The 15,845-nt window shown below is 72.6% G+C and carries 15 protein-coding genes; 7 read left to right on the top strand and 8 right to left on the bottom strand.

The features are described 5' to 3' along the window. Positions 1–40 precede the first annotated feature (40 nt). Positions 41–1,141 carry a Nickel transporter NicT gene (gene nicT / locus ACVW00_RS20485; protein WP_457112743.1) on the bottom strand — a complete coding sequence of 367 codons (1,101 nt, stop codon included), beginning with the start codon at positions 1,139–1,141 and terminating at the stop codon, positions 41–43. 58 nt (positions 1,142–1,199) lie between these two features. Next, on the bottom strand, positions 1,200–1,493 hold the full coding sequence (locus ACVW00_RS20480; protein WP_457112742.1) for a hypothetical protein: 294 nt from the start codon (positions 1,491–1,493) through the stop codon (positions 1,200–1,202). A 188-nt stretch (positions 1,494–1,681) separates the two neighbouring features. Here ACVW00_RS20480 and ACVW00_RS20475 point away from each other — a divergent pair, with 188 nt between their 5' ends. Together ACVW00_RS20475 and ACVW00_RS20470 are read left to right on the top strand one after the other, a co-directional pair. Continuing rightward, a complete protein-coding gene (locus tag ACVW00_RS20475; RefSeq protein WP_457112741.1) occupies positions 1,682–2,953 on the top strand; it encodes a sensor histidine kinase in 1,272 nt (423 codons plus the stop codon). After that, the gene (locus ACVW00_RS20470; RefSeq protein WP_457112740.1) at positions 2,950–3,627 is read left to right on the top strand and encodes a response regulator transcription factor; all 678 of its coding nucleotides are present in this window, start codon (positions 2,950–2,952) and stop codon (positions 3,625–3,627) included. The genes ACVW00_RS20475 and ACVW00_RS20470 overlap by 4 nt, the downstream gene beginning before the upstream one ends. Here ACVW00_RS20470 and ACVW00_RS20465 read toward each other — a convergent pair. Both ACVW00_RS20465 and ACVW00_RS20460 read right to left on the bottom strand, forming a co-directional pair. Then, a complete protein-coding gene (locus ACVW00_RS20465) occupies positions 3,624–5,156 on the bottom strand; it encodes a glycerol-3-phosphate dehydrogenase/oxidase (protein WP_457112739.1) in 1,533 nt (510 codons plus the stop codon). The genes ACVW00_RS20470 and ACVW00_RS20465 overlap by 4 nt on opposite strands. Then, positions 5,153–5,809, bottom strand: coding sequence for a TetR/AcrR family transcriptional regulator (locus ACVW00_RS20460; RefSeq protein ID WP_457112738.1), 657 nt, complete (start codon positions 5,807–5,809; stop codon positions 5,153–5,155). The genes ACVW00_RS20465 and ACVW00_RS20460 overlap by 4 nt, the downstream gene beginning before the upstream one ends. 17 nt (positions 5,810–5,826) lie before the next feature. On the opposite strand from ACVW00_RS20460, the gene ACVW00_RS20455 reads away from it, so the two are divergent. Further along, entirely contained in the window at positions 5,827–7,398 is a 1,572-nt protein-coding gene (locus ACVW00_RS20455; RefSeq protein WP_457112737.1) for an FAD-binding oxidoreductase, read from the top strand. Positions 7,399–7,490: 92 nt separating this feature from the next. On the opposite strand, the gene ACVW00_RS20450 is transcribed toward ACVW00_RS20455, so the two are convergent. Next, positions 7,491–8,168: a pirin family protein gene (locus ACVW00_RS20450; protein WP_457112736.1), complete on the bottom strand. Its 678-nt coding sequence runs from the start codon at positions 8,166–8,168 to the stop codon at positions 7,491–7,493. A 42-nt stretch (positions 8,169–8,210) separates the two neighbouring features. Between ACVW00_RS20450 and ACVW00_RS20445 the strand changes: the two genes are divergently transcribed. Genes ACVW00_RS20445 through ACVW00_RS20435 form a run of 3 tightly spaced genes read left to right on the top strand, consistent with a single transcriptional unit; the run spans position 8,211 to position 11,767 of the window. Continuing rightward, a complete protein-coding gene (locus tag ACVW00_RS20445) occupies positions 8,211–9,578 on the top strand; it encodes a GH1 family beta-glucosidase (RefSeq protein ID WP_457112735.1) in 1,368 nt (455 codons plus the stop codon). 10 nt (positions 9,579–9,588) lie between these two features. Beyond that, positions 9,589–10,839 carry an MFS transporter gene (locus tag ACVW00_RS20440; protein ID WP_457112734.1) on the top strand — a complete coding sequence of 417 codons (1,251 nt, stop codon included), beginning with the start codon at positions 9,589–9,591 and terminating at the stop codon, positions 10,837–10,839. 49 nt (positions 10,840–10,888) lie between these two features. Further along, positions 10,889–11,767, top strand: a complete 879-nt coding sequence (locus ACVW00_RS20435) for an alpha/beta fold hydrolase (protein ID WP_457112733.1) — start codon at positions 10,889–10,891, stop codon at positions 11,765–11,767. On the opposite strand, the gene ACVW00_RS20430 is transcribed toward ACVW00_RS20435, so the two are convergent. Genes ACVW00_RS20430 through ACVW00_RS20420 form a run of 3 tightly spaced genes read right to left on the bottom strand, consistent with a single transcriptional unit; the run spans position 11,764 to position 14,776 of the window. Beyond that, positions 11,764–13,659, bottom strand: coding sequence for a YhgE/Pip family protein (locus ACVW00_RS20430; RefSeq protein WP_457112732.1), 1,896 nt, complete (start codon positions 13,657–13,659; stop codon positions 11,764–11,766). The genes ACVW00_RS20435 and ACVW00_RS20430 overlap by 4 nt on opposite strands. Then, positions 13,656–14,315: a hypothetical protein gene (locus ACVW00_RS20425; protein ID WP_457112731.1), complete on the bottom strand. Its 660-nt coding sequence runs from the start codon at positions 14,313–14,315 to the stop codon at positions 13,656–13,658. The genes ACVW00_RS20430 and ACVW00_RS20425 overlap by 4 nt, the downstream gene beginning before the upstream one ends. Next, positions 14,312–14,776 (bottom strand): 2'-5' RNA ligase family protein, encoded by a 465-nt coding sequence (locus ACVW00_RS20420; RefSeq protein ID WP_457112730.1) that lies wholly within the window; start codon positions 14,774–14,776, stop codon positions 14,312–14,314. The genes ACVW00_RS20425 and ACVW00_RS20420 overlap by 4 nt, the downstream gene beginning before the upstream one ends. Positions 14,777–14,812: 36 nt before the next feature. Here ACVW00_RS20420 and ACVW00_RS20415 point away from each other — a divergent pair, with 36 nt between their 5' ends. After that, entirely contained in the window at positions 14,813–15,739 is a 927-nt protein-coding gene (locus ACVW00_RS20415) for a cation diffusion facilitator family transporter (RefSeq protein ID WP_457112729.1), read from the top strand. Positions 15,740–15,845: the final 106 nt, after the last annotated feature.

Below are 15,845 nucleotides of genomic sequence, written 5' to 3'. Positions count from 1 at the left end.
ATTCCCCCGTGCAGCAGTCAACGACGGAACCGGTCACGGGTCACCGGAGGTGCGCCGACCACCGCTCCTCGATGCGGCCGTAGCGCCACACCGCGAGCGAGATCGCCCAGGCGGCGAAGAACAGCACCACGATGCCGTACCCGAGGTACTCCATGTCGAGCCCGGCGAGCCAGGCGACGGGGCCGGAGTGGATGCCGAGCCGCTCGGTGAGCGGGCCGCCGAGCGTGGCCAGGCCGATGATCATCGCGACCGCGACCGACAGCGCGGTCACGGTGATGTTGTAGTACACCTTGCGCACCGGCCGGGAGAACGCCCAGCCGTAGGCGATGTTCATGAACGCACCGTCGAGGGTGTCCAGCAGCGACATGCCGGCGGCGAACAGCACGGGCAGCGTGATCACCGCCCACCAGGGCAGGGCGACCGCGACCGCTCCACCGGCGATCACGAGCAGGCCGATCTCGGTCACGGTGTCGAAGCCCAGGCCGAACAGGAAGCCGATCGGGAACATGTGCCACGGCCTGCGCACCGCCTTCGTGACGGTGCCGAGGACCCGGTTGAGCACTCCGCGGCTGTCGAGCCGCTGCTCGAGCTCGGCCTCGTCGAAGTGCCCGCTGCGCATGTGGGCGAACACCCGGAGGATGCCGACCAGGGCGGCGAGGTTCACCAGGCCGATCACGACCAGGAACACGCCGCTGATGGAGGGACCCCACACGCCTGCGACCTGTTGCAGCGTGGAGTCCTGGTCCTGCACACCGTGGGCGAGCGCCCGGACGCCGAGGGCGATGCCCATCACCATCACGAAGACGACCGAGCTGTGCCCGAGGCTGAACCAGAAGCCGACGCTCATCGGTCGCTGGCCCTCACCCATCAGCTTGCGGGTGGTGTTGTCGATCGCCGCGATGTGGTCGGCGTCGAAGGCGTGCCGCATGCCCAGGGTGTACGCCGTGAGGCCGAGCCCGACGCCGAGCAGCCGGCCGCCGACCTCGTAGTGACCGGGGGCGACCACACCGACGAGGAGGCCCCAGCCGACGACATGGAGGAACCCGACGAACGCCAGGCAGCGGAACAGCGACCGCTTCTGCTCACCGGACACACGCGGCCGCTCGACCGGCGCGGTGGTCGGCTCGAGCAGCTGGGTCACGCGCCCACGCTAGAGCCAGAACGTGGTTGTTGCAAACTGTTCGCAAGTAGCTGTTCGGTCAGGCGGAGACCTGCGCCGTGTCGTGGCGCTCCAGCAGCCGCAGGACGCCGGCGTGGCGGGCGTGCAGCCGCCGCCACTGCTCCTCGAGCACCCGCTCCGGCAGGTGCGAGTCCAGCTGGGCGCGCCGGGCCTGCTCCCAGCGTGAGCGCAGGGCGGTGATCAGCCCGTCGGGGTCGCCGAAGATCTCGGCGTACTCGGGGCTCCACGGCAGCTCGTCCGGCGTACCGGCGTTCGCCCACGCCTCGATCTCCTGGAGTGCCTGCCACCTGCGGTGGGTCTCGGTCCAGCCCATGTCGCTCACCGCCTCTCGGTCTGCCGCCCGGGTCTGGGCGTCGTCGTCGCTGTCGGTGACTCGAACCTACGCACGGACGCGCCCGGCGACATCGGGCCGCGGTACCCATCGCGTCCGACCCTGGTAGGAGCACCGGCGCCCGACCGCAGGCGGATGCCACGACGGCCCCCGGTCCCTACGCTGGGGACATGTACGCCCCGCGGACCACCGGCTGGGCCCGGCCCGTGGTGACCGGTCTCGCGGTGGTCCGCGCCCGGATCGAGGACAGTGTCGAGCGGTACGGCCTGGCCTACCCGTGGTGGGTGCCGGTGATCTCGATCGGCGGCCAGCTCGCCTGTGTGCTAGTCGCGCTCGGCCTGCGGGACGCCTTCGGGTCACCACTGGTCCTGACCCTGGCACTCGTGGCGGTGCCGGGTGTGGTCCATGTCGGCCTGCAGGTCTGGACGCCGTGGTGGGCCGAGACCGCGGTCGTGCTCGGCGCCGGTGCATGGCTGCTCACCGATCCGGTCGCGGGCACGGGAACGATCGACACGGCGCCTGCACTCCTGGCCCTCTTCACCGCAGAGATCGTCGGCCGGGAGGGGGTCCGCACGGGCACGCTGGTCGGGCTGCTGTCGGTCGCCACCATCACGGGGTTCGCGCAGAACACCGCCCTGGTCGGCGGACCGGTCCACGTGCTCGACGTCCTCCTGGGCTTCGCGATCGGGTGCATCGTCCGTGCCCAGATGCGCGCCCTCGCCGCCGAGCGCGCCGCCCGTGCCGGCGAGCGCGAGCGGGCGACGCTCGCCGAGCGACAGCGGATCGCGAGGGAGATCCATGACCTCGTCGCGCACTCGCTCAGCGTGACGCTGCTGCACATCACCGGCGCCCGGCACGCCCTGCGCGACGTCGACGACGCGTCGAGCGGCCTCGAGGTGGCCGAGGTCGACGCGGCCCTCGCCGACGCCGAGCAGGTCGGCCGGCAGGCGATGGCCGACATCCGGCAGACGGTGAGCACCCTGACCGAGGGCCCGTCGGACACGCGCGTGCTGCCAGGAGCCGGCGACATCGGCGGCCTGGTCGCGCAGATGGAGCAGGCCGGGCTGCACGTGCAGTACGCCGAGGAGGGCGACCCGGCGATCCTCGCACCGGCGACCGGGCTGGGCCTCTACCGCATCGCCCAGGAGTCGCTGGCCAACATCGCCAAGCACGCGCCCGACTCGACCGCTCGGGTGCAGCTCACCGTCCGCCCCGGCCAGGCACGGCTGAGCGTGCGCAACCTGCTTCCCGCAGGCGACGGCGGTCCGGCGGACCACTGCGGATCCGGGCTCGAGGGCATGCGGGCCCGCGCCGAGCAGCTCGGTGCCACGGTCGTCGCCGGGCCGGACGGAGCCGACTGGCTGGTCGACGTACGGGTCCCGCTGCACCAGGATAACGGCCAGCTGTGGTGCGGGCGGAAGCTGCCGAGGATCCTGCGGTGACCGACGACGCCACCGTGCGCGTCGTGCTCGTGGACGACCAGGAGCTGGTTCGCTCGGGCCTGCGTCGGATCCTGCGGCGGCGCGACGGGTTCGAGATCGTCGCGGAGTGCGCGGACGGTGCGGAGGTCCCGGCCGCCGTTGCGGGCCACGAGGTCGACGTGGTCCTGATGGACCTGCGGATGCGCGCGGTCGACGGGATCACCGCCACCCGGCGGCTCGCGGAGGCGCCTGGCGCGCCGCCGGTGCTCGTGCTGACGACGTTCGACGACGACGAGATGCTCTCCGGGGCGCTGCGTGCCGGCGCCGCCGGGTTCCTGCTCAAGGACTCGTCGGCCGACGACCTGATCCGCGCGGTCCGCACCGTCGCGGCGGGCGACTCGTGGCTGGATCCGGCGGTGACCGGACGGGTGCTGAGCAGCTTCCGAAGCAGCGCGCCCGCCGCCTCGTCGACCCGGGCGGTCGCCCAGGACACGCTCACTGCGCGTGAGCTGGAGGTGCTGGTCGCGATGGCGGCGGGCCGGTCCAACAACGAGATCGCCGGTGACCTGTTCATCTCCGAGCTCACCGTGAAGAGCCACATCGGCCGGATCTTCACCAAGCTGGGCCTGCGTGACCGCCCCGCCGCGATCGTCTACGCCTACGACCACGGGCTGGTCCGGCCGGTGTCCGGCTAGCCGGTGGCGGCGACGTCGAGAGCCTTGCGCGCCAGCGGCTCGGCGACCGCACGGTCGACCGGTACCAGCCCGATCCGGGTACGCCGGTCCAGCAGGTCGGCGACGTCCGCGGCGCCCTCGTGGGTGACTCCGAAGACGAGCTCGGCCAGCGTTGCCGGGATCGCCGGGCTGACCGGGGCCAGTGCCTCGTCGCGGGACAGGCCGTGGGCCAGCGCGTTGTCGACGACGAGCGGTGCCTCGGTGCCGAAGCGCCGCACCAGGCGCTCCGGTGCGTCGACCCGGGCGAGCTCCTCGCGGGAGCCGGCGCCGAGGAGGGGCAGCCGCCGGGTGCGGCAGGGCCCCGCGCTCAACCCGGACACCGTGACCGCCCGGTCGACCGCGTCCTCGGCCATCCGCCGGTAGGTGGTGAGCTTGCCGCCGACGATCGTGACCACCCCGGTGCCGGAGACCAGCACCGCGTGCCGGCGCGAGAGGTCGGCGGTCGAGCCGTCGCTCTCCAGCAGCGGTCGCAGCCCGGCGTACGCGCCGACCACGTCGTGCCTGGTCAGCGGCCGCTCGAGCACGCGGCCGATCACCGAGAGCAGGAAGTCGATGTCGTCCTCCGGCACCTCGGGCACGTCGGGCACGGCGCCGGAGACGGGCTCGTCGGTCAGGCCGACGTAGAACGTCGCGTCGGGCTGGGGGAGGGCGAAGACGTAGCGGTTGCTCTCGCCGGGCACCGGGGCCATCACCGCGCAGCGGACGCCCGGGAGTGCGTCCTTGCGAACGACCAGGTGGGTGCCGCGGCTCGGCTTGAGCCGGATCCCCTCGACCAGCTGGTCGGCCCAGACACCCGTCGCGTTGACGACCGTGCGCGCCTCGATCCGGCGCTCCTCGCCGGTGAGCTCGTCGCGCAGCAGCGCACCCGTGCCGGTCAGCTCGACGGCCCGCGTCCGGGTGTGGATGTGGGCGCCGAGCGAGGCGGCCGTGCGGGCCAGGCCGACGACCAGGCGGACGTCGTCCTCGAGCTGGCCGTCCCAGGACAGGATGCCGCCGCGGACGTCGTGGCGCACGACCTGGGCGAGGGTGCGGGTCTCGGTGGCGCTGATCCGCCGGGGCTTCGGCAGGGTGTCGCGCCCCGTCCGCGCGAGCAGGCGCAGCAGGTCGCCGGCACCGACGCCGCGGCGGGCGAGCCAGGCCTGCGGCCCGGTGATGTCGGCGGTCAGCGGCATCACCATCGGCAGGGCGTGCACGAGGTGCGGCGCGGTGTGCTCCATGAGGATGCCGCGCTCGACCGCGCTCTCGTGGGCGATCCCGACCTGGCCCTTGGCCAGGTAGCGAAGGCCGCCGTGGACGAGCTTGGAGGAGAACCGCGAGGTGCCCCACGCGACGTCGAAGGCGTCGACCGCCACCACGTCGAGGCCGCGCGAGACCGCGTCCAGCGCGACGCCGGCGCCGGTCACGCCGAGGCCGACGACGAGGACGTCGGTCCGGTCCGGGATGCCGTTGCTCCCGGCGGTGATGGTGGCGGTCGAACCGGGGGCACTCACGGGCGCAGGTACCTCTCCAGCAGGACGGCGAGCTCGTCGTCGAGCTGCTGCTCGCTCACCCCGGCGCCCGTCATGGTCTGCGTCGACAGGGTGAAGCCGTGGCAGGCCAGCACCACGCTGCGGGCGAGCAGCTCGGGGTCGCCGTCGCGGACCTCGCCGGTCGCCTGGCCGGCCCGCACCTGGTCGGCGACCACCTCGATGACCAGCCGCTGGGACCGTCCGGGGCGGTCCAGCAGGTAGGGCAGCAGCAGCTCGGGATCGAGCTCGACCACGCGGGCGAACAGCGGGTTGGCCCGGATCGCGCGCACGGTCGCGACGCCGCTGCGGACGAGGCGGTCCAGAGCGTTCGTCGCCTCGGTGTCGGCCTGCACCAGCGCGCTCCACTCGCGGGTCATCAGATCGGCCAGCAGTGCGCGCATGTCGGGCCAGTTGCGGTAGATCGTCATCCGGCTCACGCCCGCCCGGCGCGCGACGTCGGTGAGCGTCGTACGGCTCCAGCCGACGGCGAGGATCGCCTCGCGGGCGGCGTCCAGCGCGAGATCGGCGGGGCTCGCGGCCGAGTGTCCGGGTGGTCGAGCCGAGTCTCCGGGTGGTCGAGCCGAGTCTCCGGGTGGTCGAGCCGAGTCGAGACCCTTGTGACGAAGTGACGTCATGTGTCACACTGTAACACATGACGACAGAGATGCACTGGGCCCGGTGGGGCGATCCCGCGCAGGCGGGGCCGCTCCCCGAGAGCGCGCTCGCACTGGTCGACGCGTTCCTCGGCACGCGGGACACACCCGCGGTGGACCCCGCGGACGTGCGGCTCAGCGCGCCGCTCGACGAGGCCCTGGTCACCGAGCTGGCAGAGATCGTCGGTGCCGAGCACGTGCTCCTCGACCACGAGACCCGGCTGCACCGCACCCGCGGCAAGTCCACGCCCGACCTCCTCCAGCTCCGGCACGGCGACGGACTGGACTCGCCCGACGCTGTCGTGCGGCCGGGCACCCACGACGAGGTCGCCGCGGTCATCGGCTGGTGCGTGCGTCACCACGTCGCGCTGGTGCCCTTCGGTGGCGGCACGTCGGTGGTCGGCGGCCTGGTCGCCGAGCGCGACGGCTTCACGGCGGTGATCTCGCTGGACCTGGTCCGCTTCGATCGGCTGCTCGAGGTCGACCACGAGTCGATGACCGTCCTCCTCGAGCCCGGCCTGCGCGGCCCGGCGGCCGAGGCGTTGCTGGCTGCGGAGGGTCTGACGCTCGGCCACTTCCCGCAGTCCTTCGAGTACGCGACCATCGGCGGGTTCGCGGTCACGCGGTCCTCGGGGCAGTCGTCCGCGGGCTACGGGAGGTTCGACGCACTCGTCGTCGGGCTGCAGATGGCCACTCCCCAAGGGACCCTCGAGCTCGGCCGCTCACCCGCGAATGCGGCCGGCCCCGACCTGCGTGAGCTCGTGATGGGCTCGGAGGGCGTCCTCGGCGTCGTGACGGCGGTGCGCGTCCGGGTGCGCCGCCTGCCCGCCGTGAAGGTGTACGACGCCTGGCAGTTCGCCTCCTTCACCGAGGGCGCCACGGCGATGCGGACGCTCGCGCAGGACGGCATGCTGCCCACGGTGATCCGGCTCTCCGACGAGGCCGAGACGGCGATCAACCTGGCCCGGCCCGCCGAGGTGGGAGGTGAGTCGGCAGGCGGCTGCCTGATGATCGCCGGCTACGAAGGCACCCGGTCCGCGGTCGACGCCCGCCGGGCAGCCTGCTCGTCGCTGCTGGAGAGCCTCGGCGGCACCGGCCTCGGTGAGGAGGCCGGAAGCGCGTGGGCCGAGGGGCGGTTCCACGGGCCCTACCTGCGCGACTCGCTGCTCGACGTCGGCGTACTCGTCGAGACGCTGGAGACCGTCACGTTCTGGTCCAACCTCGACCACGTCTACCAGGCCGTGAAGGACGCCCTGACCGCCTCACTGGGTGACGCGACGCTCGTGCTCTGCCACATCTCGCACGTCTACGAGACCGGTGCTTCGCTGTACTTCACGGTCGCGACCCGTCAGTCCGACGACCCGATCGCCCAGTGGCTGGCGGCCAAGGCGGCGGCGTCGGACGCGATGGTGCACGCCGGTGCCTCGATCACCCACCACCACTCGGTCGGCCGCGACCACAAGCCCTGGCTGGCCCAGGAGATCGGCCCGGTCGGCGTGATGATGCTCCGGGCCGTCAAGGAGCGCCTCGACCCCACCGGGATCCTGAACCCCGGCGTCCTCATCCCCTGATCGTCGAGTTGGCAGTCCCTGCCCGTCGAGTTGGGAGCTCCTGTCCAGCCGCGGGGCAGGGATACCCAACTCGGTGGTCAGGGATCCCCAACTCAACGAGTCTGGGACCAGATGAGCACGAGGGCGGGTTCCTCGACCGTGAGGTCGCGGCCCCCCTCGTCGGTGAGGCGGGCGGCGTCGCCGCCCTCGAGCCGACGCTCGCCGAGGTCGACGAAGCCGTGCGGCACGAATACGTGCAGCAGCGGCGCGTCCGGAAGCGCGACCGTGCCCGGTTCCAGATGGGCGAGGTGGAGCCGGGCCCCGATGGTGCCGACGGCGAGCGAGCCGCCAGGACCTACGACCTCGGTGAGGTCGGTCGGTCGGCCCACCTCGGCGACCGAGTACGACGCGGGGCCACCCGGCTCGTCGGGGCGGAGCCAGGCCTGCACGAACCGGGTGGCCACGCCCGGCTCGCCCATCTCCGCGTGCACGATGCCCGCGCCGGCACTGGTGCGGGCGACCTCCCCCGGCACCAGGACTCCGGTGCGCCCGGCGGAGTCGGTGTGCCGAAGCGCTCCGTCCAGGACGACCGTCACGATCTCCACGTCGCGGTGCGGGTGGTCGGGGTAGCCGGTGCCCGGCGGCAGCTGCTCGTCGTTGTGCGCGACCAGCCGGCCGAACGCGACGTTGCCCGCGTCGTAGTGGGCGCCGAACGAGAACGAGTGCCAGGCGGTGCGCCCCTCGGCCCGGGTCGCGAAGCGGTCTCCGGCACGGCGTACCTCGATGGTCACGATCCGATCCTGACAGCCCGTGGTTAGGACAGAATGCGCGCCATGGGAGAGGGCCCGAGCGAACACGCACACCCGCGCCTGCCTGCCGGCTTCGTGTTCGGCACCAGCACGGCGTCGTACCAGATCGAGGGAGCGACGGGCGAGGACGGCAGGGGCCCGAGCATCTGGGACACCTTCTGCGCGGAACCCGGTCGGATCGTCGACGCCAGCAGCGGTGCGGTCGCGTGCGACCACTACCACCGCCACGCCGAGGACATCGCCCTGATGGCCAGGCTCGGTGCGCAGGGCTACCGGTTCTCCATCGCCTGGCCGCGCGTCCAGCCGGCCGGCTCCGGTGAGGTCAACAAGGCCGGACTGGCGTTCTACGACCGGCTGGTCGACGACCTGCTCGCCCACGACGTCGCACCGATGGCCACGCTCTACCACTGGGACCTGCCGCAGGCGCTGCAGACCGGATCGAACCAGGGGGGCGGCGGCTGGCTGGACCGCGACACCGCCGAGCGCTTCGGTGAGTACGCCGCCGTGGTGGCCGACCTCCTCGCCGACCGGGTCTCGCACTGGGTGCCGGTCAACGAGCCCAACGTGGCCTCGCTCCTGGGCTACGCACTCGGCATGCACGCACCGGGCAAGGAGCTGATGTTCGGCGCGCTCCCGGCGGCCCACCACCTGCTGCTCGGTCACGGGCTCGCGGTCAGCGCACTGCGCGCGGCCGGTGCCGCCTCGGTCGGCACCGCCAACAACCACGCGCCGATGTGGCCGGCGTCGGAATCCGAGGAGGACCGGGCCGCGGCCGACCTCTTCGACACGGTGTGGAACCGGATCTTCGCCGATCCGATCCTGCTCGGCCGCTATCCGGACGGCTTCGCCGACGCGATGGGGGTCTCGACGGGGGCGGAGGAGGACCTGGCGATCATCGGGCAGCCGCTCGACTTCTACGGAGTCAACTACTACAACCCGATGTGCGTCGCGGCTCCCGCCGACCCGGCGAGCCCGATGCCGTTCGACCAGCGCGAGATCACCGGCTACCCGAAGACCGACTTCGGCTGGCCCGTCGTCCCCGACGGGCTGCGTGAGCTGCTGGTCCAGCTCAAGGAGCGCTACCCCGCGCTGCCGCCGGTGATGATCACCGAGAGCGGGTGCTCCTACGCGATGGGCCCCGACGCCGACGGGGTCGTGGACGACCAGCCGCGCATCGACTACCTCGACGGCCACCTGCGGGCGGTCGCGGCGGCGATCGAGCAGGGCGTCGACGTGCGCGGCTACTACTGCTGGTCGCTGATGGACAACTTCGAGTGGACCGAGGGCTACACGCAACGGTTCGGCCTCGTGCACGTCGACTACGAGACCCAGCGGCGTACGCCGAAGCGCTCGTTCGACTGGTACGCCGAGACGGTGCGGGCCAACCGGTGAGGCCGGGCCGGTGAGCGCGACCGAGCCCGTCGAGGCCCTCGAGGAGCCCACGCGTCCGGTCGCGCGCGCCTGGGTGGTCTGGCTGGGCCTGATCAGCATCGGCATCTGGGCCGGCTTCTTCGGTCCGATCCAGGTGCTGCTCGCCGAGCAGGCCGAGAAGTTCTCGCCCGACCACAAGGAGGCCGTGCTCGCACTCGTGACCGGCGTCGGCGCCGCGGTGTCGACGGTGCTGAATCCCCTGTGCGGCGCGCTCTCGGACCGCACCGTGGCGCGAATGGGCCGCCGGCTGCCCTGGGTGCTCGGTGGGTTGGGAGTCGCGATCCTCTCGATGGTGCTCCTCGCCGCGGCCCAGTCGGTGTGGTCGCTGGTGCTCGCCTGGGCCCTGGCCCAGGCCGCCCTCAACGCGATGCTCGCGGCGATCACGGCCACCGTTCCCGACCAGGTCCCGGCGGGCCAGCGGGGCGCCGTCGGCGGGTGGCTGGCGATCGCGCAGACCGCGGGAGTGGTCGCCGGCTCCGGCATCGCCGCGGCGACCGGCAGCATCGCCGCCGGCTACCTCACCATCGCCGTCGTGCTGGCCATCGTCAGCGTGCCGTACTGCCTGGACTCCCGCGACCTCGCGCTTCCGCCGAGCGCCCGGCGGCCGTTCTCGGCGCGGCAGTTCGTCGGTTCGCTGTGGATCTCTCCGCGGGTGCATCCCGACTTCGGCTGGGCCTGGCTGACGCGCTTCCTGATGAACCTCGGCAACGCACTGGTGATCCTCTACCTGCTCTACTACCTCAAGGACGCGATCGACCTGTCCCACGACGAGGCCGAGAACGGCGTCTTCGTGCTCACCGCCCTGTACGGCGTGATCACCATCGTGACCGCGGTCGCCGGCGGCATCTGGTCGGACCGGATCGGGCGGCGCAAGCCCTTCGTGATCTGGTCGGGCCTCATCGCCGCGGCAGCGCTTCTCGTGCTGGCGTTCGCCTCGACGTGGCCGATGGCGATCGTCGGAGCGGTGATCCTCGCGGTCGGGTTCGGCACCTACACCGCGGTGGACTTCGCGATGATCACCCAGGTCCTGCCGACCGCCGACGACCGGGCCAAGGACCTCGGCGTCATCAACATCGCGAACGCGCTTCCCCAGGTGCTGGCTCCGGGCGTCGCCGCACTCGTGCTCTCCGTGGGCCTCGGCTACTCCGGGCTCTACCTGGTGGCGGCCGCCGTCTCGATCCTGGGCTCGGTGCTGGTCAACCGGATCCGGTCGCTGGACTGAGGCGGCGGCGCTGGGTTTGCCCAGAAGGGCCGCCGGGTAACCGCCGACGGTGTTCGAGGGCTTCGACACGGCGTACGTCGGCACCGGTGAGGCGTCGATCTTCCTCCGGTACGCCGGCACAGGGCCGCCGGTCCTCCTCGTCCACGGTCACCCGCGGACCTCGGCGACCTGGCACCGGGTCGCGCCGCAGCTGGTCGAGGCGGGGTTCAGTGTCGTGTGCCCGGACCTGCGTGGCTACGGCCGGTCGCGCGGGCCCGAACCCACCGAGGACCACACCGCGCACAGCAAGCGGGCGGTCGCCGGTGACCTGGTCGCGGTGATGCGCAGCCTCGGGCACGATCGGTTCGCACTTGCCGGCCACGACCGCGGCGGCGCGGTGGCCCTGCGCCTCGTGCTCGACCATCCCGACCGGGTGAGCCGGGTCGCGTTCCTCGACTGCCTGCCGATCGTCGAGCACCTCGACCGGCTCACGGTGAAGTTCGCCGTGGACTGGTACCACTGGTTCTTCTTCGCCCAGCCGGAGGTGCCCGAGCGCGTCATCAACGCCGACCCCGAGGCCTGGTACCACGCCTGGGCGCCGGGGAAGCAGGAGCAGATGGGCGCCGAAGCCCACGCCGAGTGGCTCGGGGCGATCCACGACCCGGCCGTGGTGCGCGCCATGCTCGAGGACTACCGGGCCGGGGTCACCGTCGACCGGGAGCACGAGGAGGCGGACCGGTCGGCCGGTCGCCGGGTCGGCTGCCCGGCCCTCGTCGAGTGGTCTTTGCGCGACGACCTCGCGGAGCAGCACGGCGACCCGGTGGCGATCTGGCGCGGCTGGGCCGATGACGTGCGGGGTCACCCGGTCGACTGCGGCCACCACGTCGCCGAGGAGGCGCCCGACGAGCTCGCCGCCGTGCTCGGGGCGTTCTTCACCGGGGCGCGCTAGATCGCGAGCTCGGGCTTGACCCGCTGGACGGTCCAGATCCGCTGCGCGCGCGCTGCCCGGGACGTCACCAGCAGGGCGACCGCGAGCCAGGCCAGCAGGACCAGCGCGTCGCGCAGCACCAGCGTGGACAGCCCGCCGTACATGAGCTGGCGGAGCCCGTCGACCGCATAGCTCATCGGCAGGACGTGGTGCAGCCAGTGCAGCGGCGAGGGGATGGTCTGCCACGGGAAGGTCCCGCCCGCGGTGACCAGCTGCAGCACCATCAGCACCAGGCCGAGGAACTGCCCGGCTGCGCCCAGCCACGCGTTCAGGGCGTGCACGATCGCGACGAAGGTCGCCGACATCAACAGCAGGAACAGCAGCGTGCCGGGCAGGTTCTCCGGCACGATCCGGACGGCGACGGCGACGACCGTCAGCAGCGCGACCATCTGGACGACGCCGACCACCGCCGGCGTCAGCCAGCCGCCGAGCGCGACCCGGACCGGCGTCTGGTTGGCCGCCATCGCCCGGCGCGAGAGCGGGCGGACGAGCAGGAAGAGCACGTAGCCGCCGATCCATGCGGCGAGCGCCATGAAGAACGGCGCGAGGCCGGCGCCGTACGAACCTGCCTTCGCGTCGGAGACGTCCCTGATCCCGACGGGGTCACCGATCGTGCGGGCGATCCGCGAGCGTTGGGTGTCGGTCACGTCCGGGATCGACGCGACGCCGTCCGCGAGGCTCTGGGCAAGGGTCGAGCTGCCGGTCGCCAGCTTGCCGACGCCGCTGTCGAGGTCGGCGGCGCCGTCGTGCACGCGCGTGGCGCCGGCAGTGAGGCCGTCGGCGCCGGAACGCGCCTGCCGCACGCCCGCCGCGAGGGCGGGCATGCCCTGTGCGAGGGTCGCGGCGCCGGAGGCGACCCGGACGGCACCGGCGGACAGCCTGTCGAGCCGATCGGCGCCCTGGCTGACCGCGGTCTCGGCGTCGTCGACCGGTCCCGCGAGCTGGTCGTAGACCGCCAGCAGCTGCGCCTGCTGGGAGCCGGTCAGGCCGAGCGCGACCATCCGGTTCTGCAGGTCGAGGCGGTGGTCCTCGTAGGCGTTCCGGGCAGCCACCGCGAACTCGCGCAGGTTGTCGCCGACCTGCGCGACCTGCGCGTTGCCGTTGGCGACCGCGAGCGCCCCGTCGGAGAGCCGGCTGGCCTGCTCCGGGAGCGCGTCGGTGCTCTTCTGCAGGGTGGCCAGGCCGTCGGCGAGCTCGCCGCTGCCCTGCTTCAGCGCCTGCGCACCGGAGGCCAGGTCGCCGGCCCCCGTCGAGGAGGCAGTCAGGCCGTCGCGGAGGCTGCCCGCTCCGTCGGCGGCCTCCTGCACCGAGCCGCGGAGCCGGCCGAAGCCGAGCAGGAACTGCTCGGCAGCCGCACTGCCGACCCGGGAGGCGATCGCGTCGCGCACCCGCGCGGTCACGGTGTCGGCGATCGTCGTGGAGAGGTAGGAGTTGGCGTCGTTCGTGGTCATCGTCAGCCGTGCCTGCTCCGGCTGGAACCTCGCGGACGAGGTGAGGGCGCGGGTGAAGTCCGCGGGCACGGTCAGGGCGAAGTCGTAGCGGCCCTCCCGGACGCCGTCACGCGCCCGGGTCGCGCTCACCTCGTGCCAGTCGAACGCGGACTCGTCGAGCAGGGCGTTCGCGACCTCCGCACCCGCATTCAGGTGCTTGCCGGAGGGGTCCGTGCCGCCCTCGTCGAGCACCACGAGCGCCGCCGGCACCCGGTCGAGGTTCCCGTAGGGGTCGTGGTTCGCGTACAGGTACAGGCCGCCGTAGAGCGTCGGCACCAGCGCCAGCGCCAGCAGCGCGATCCGGGAGAGCCGGCCCGCGGTGAGCCGCTGGAGCTCGGTGATCGCGATCCTGATCGACGTCATTGGTCGTCCTCCGGGTCGTGGAAAACGGCGTTGCCGAAGGGCACCGTCCGGATCTCCGGGTGCTCGCGCTCGAGGTGTCGTGCGACTCCGGTCGAGACCGTCGCGAGGACGCCGAAGCCCGCTCCTGCCAGAGCCGCCGCCTCGCTCGACCACGCGCCCGGGTCGATCCCGCTCCGCTCCGGGAGCGCGAGCACGAGGAACTGGACGCCCGGCCGCAGCGATGCCAACCGGGCCATCGCCACGGTGCGCACGCCCGGAGGGAGGTCCTCGACCCGATCGTCACGATGGGCCCTCAGCCCGTTGCTGGTCAGCCAGTGGTCGACATGGGTACGACGCGCCGGCTTGCGCGCCATCGCCAGCTCCTCGCCCACGATCGTGGTCAGCGCGCTGACCTCGTCGGGCTCGCTCACGCCGGGCACGTCCACGAGCGCGACCTGCGCCTGGAGGCCCGCCGCCTCGTGGTCGGTGTCGATGCGCAGCTCGCCGCCGCTCGGGACGAGCCGACCGCCGAGGGCGAGCGCGAGCAGCGAGTGGCGATGGCCCGGGTCGCCGTGCACGACCACGACCTGACCGGTCGCGACGGTGACGCTGGTCGGCTCGAGCAGGGTGCGCCGGTCGTCGGCGACCCAGACGCCGGCGGCCTCCAGCTCACTCATGCGGCGCTCGTCCCGAGGGGAAACGCCTCCAGCTCGCTGAGGACGCCGTCCTCGATGTGCACGAGGGTCGCCTCGCGGACGTGTGCCTGGATCGGCAGGCGGTCGACGACCGCGTCGTCGGGGATGGTCAGGTGCGGGATGACCAGGTCGTACCTGCCGTCGTACGGGGGGTACTCCGGGAAGAGCTGGTGCAGTCCGTGGGTCAGCCGGCTGAAGGCCGAGCCGGGCTCCGGGGACAGGTAGCGGGTGCCGTCGGGGAACGTGCACACCTGGGTGAGCTCGTAGCCGAAAGGCGGCTGGTCGGCGAAGTACTGGCCGACGTCGATGAGCTCGCCCGGAGTCGGAGCCTGGTCCTTGCCGAACGGAGCGAGGATCGTGATGTGCGCGGTGGGCACGATGGACCGCGCCTCCGGCACCATCAGGACCACCCCCGTGATCGTGGGGAGAAAGGTCTGCGTCACGCCCCGCAGCGTAGTGCCGCAGGTACCTTCGGACGCATGAACGCGGGGCACGGGCACGGCCACGGGCACGCGTCCGCGCGGGCCGCCGATCGGCGCCGGCTCGGCCTCGTGCTCCTGGTCACCTCCACCGTCGTCGTGGTCGAGGCCCTCGGGTCCTGGCTCTCGGGCTCGCTGGCCCTGCTCGCCGATGCCGGGCACATGCTCACCGACGCCGCCGGCATCGTGATCGCGCTGCTGGCCTCGCTGATCGCCTCGCGGCCGGTGAGCCCGCGGCGCACCTTCGGCTACCACCGCGCCGAGATCTTCGCCGCGGCCCTGAACGCTCTGGTGCTCCTCGTGGTCTGCGCCTACCTCGCGTACGCCGGCACGCGTCGCCTCTTCCACCCGGCCGACGTCGACGCCGGTCAGCTGATCGCCTTTGCGGCGGTCGGCCTGGTCGCCAACGTCGTGTCGCTGTCGCTGCTCACGTCGAGGCGCGAGAGCTCGCTGAACATGCGCGGGGCCTACCTCGAGGTGCTCAGCGACGCGGTGGGCTCGGTCCTCGCGATCGTCGCCGGGTTGCTCGTGCTGACCACCGGCTTCCTCCGGGCGGACTCGATCGCCTCGCTGCTGATCGCCGCGATGGTGCTGCCGCGTGCGTGGGCCCTGCTGCGCGAGGCCGCGGGCGTGCTGCTCGAGGCCGCGCCGCCCGGCGTCGACGTCGACCAGGTGCGCGGCCACCTGTGCGTCGTGGCCGGGGTCGTCGACGTGCACGACCTGCACGCGTGGACCATCACCAGCGGGATGCCGGCGCTGTCGGCCCACGTGACAGTGACCGAGGCCAGCCTGGCCGAGCGCGGCGTCGGCCAGATCCTCGACGACCTCACCGACTGCGTGGCGGCCCACTTCGGGATCGACCACGCCACCTTCCAGGTGGAGCCGGAGTCGCATCGCGACCACGAGCACGACACCGAGCACCCCTGAGCGGCCCCCGAAAGGCCCGAACGGGCCCTGTGCGGCCCCAGAACGGGCGAAATCGCCTTCAGTTCTCAAAATGGTGGAAAACCGGACGTAACCTCCTCGATTCCCG

This window comes from Marmoricola sp. URHA0025 HA25, assembly GCF_054059435.1.
This window is presented reverse-complemented; position numbering and strand designations above follow the sequence as displayed.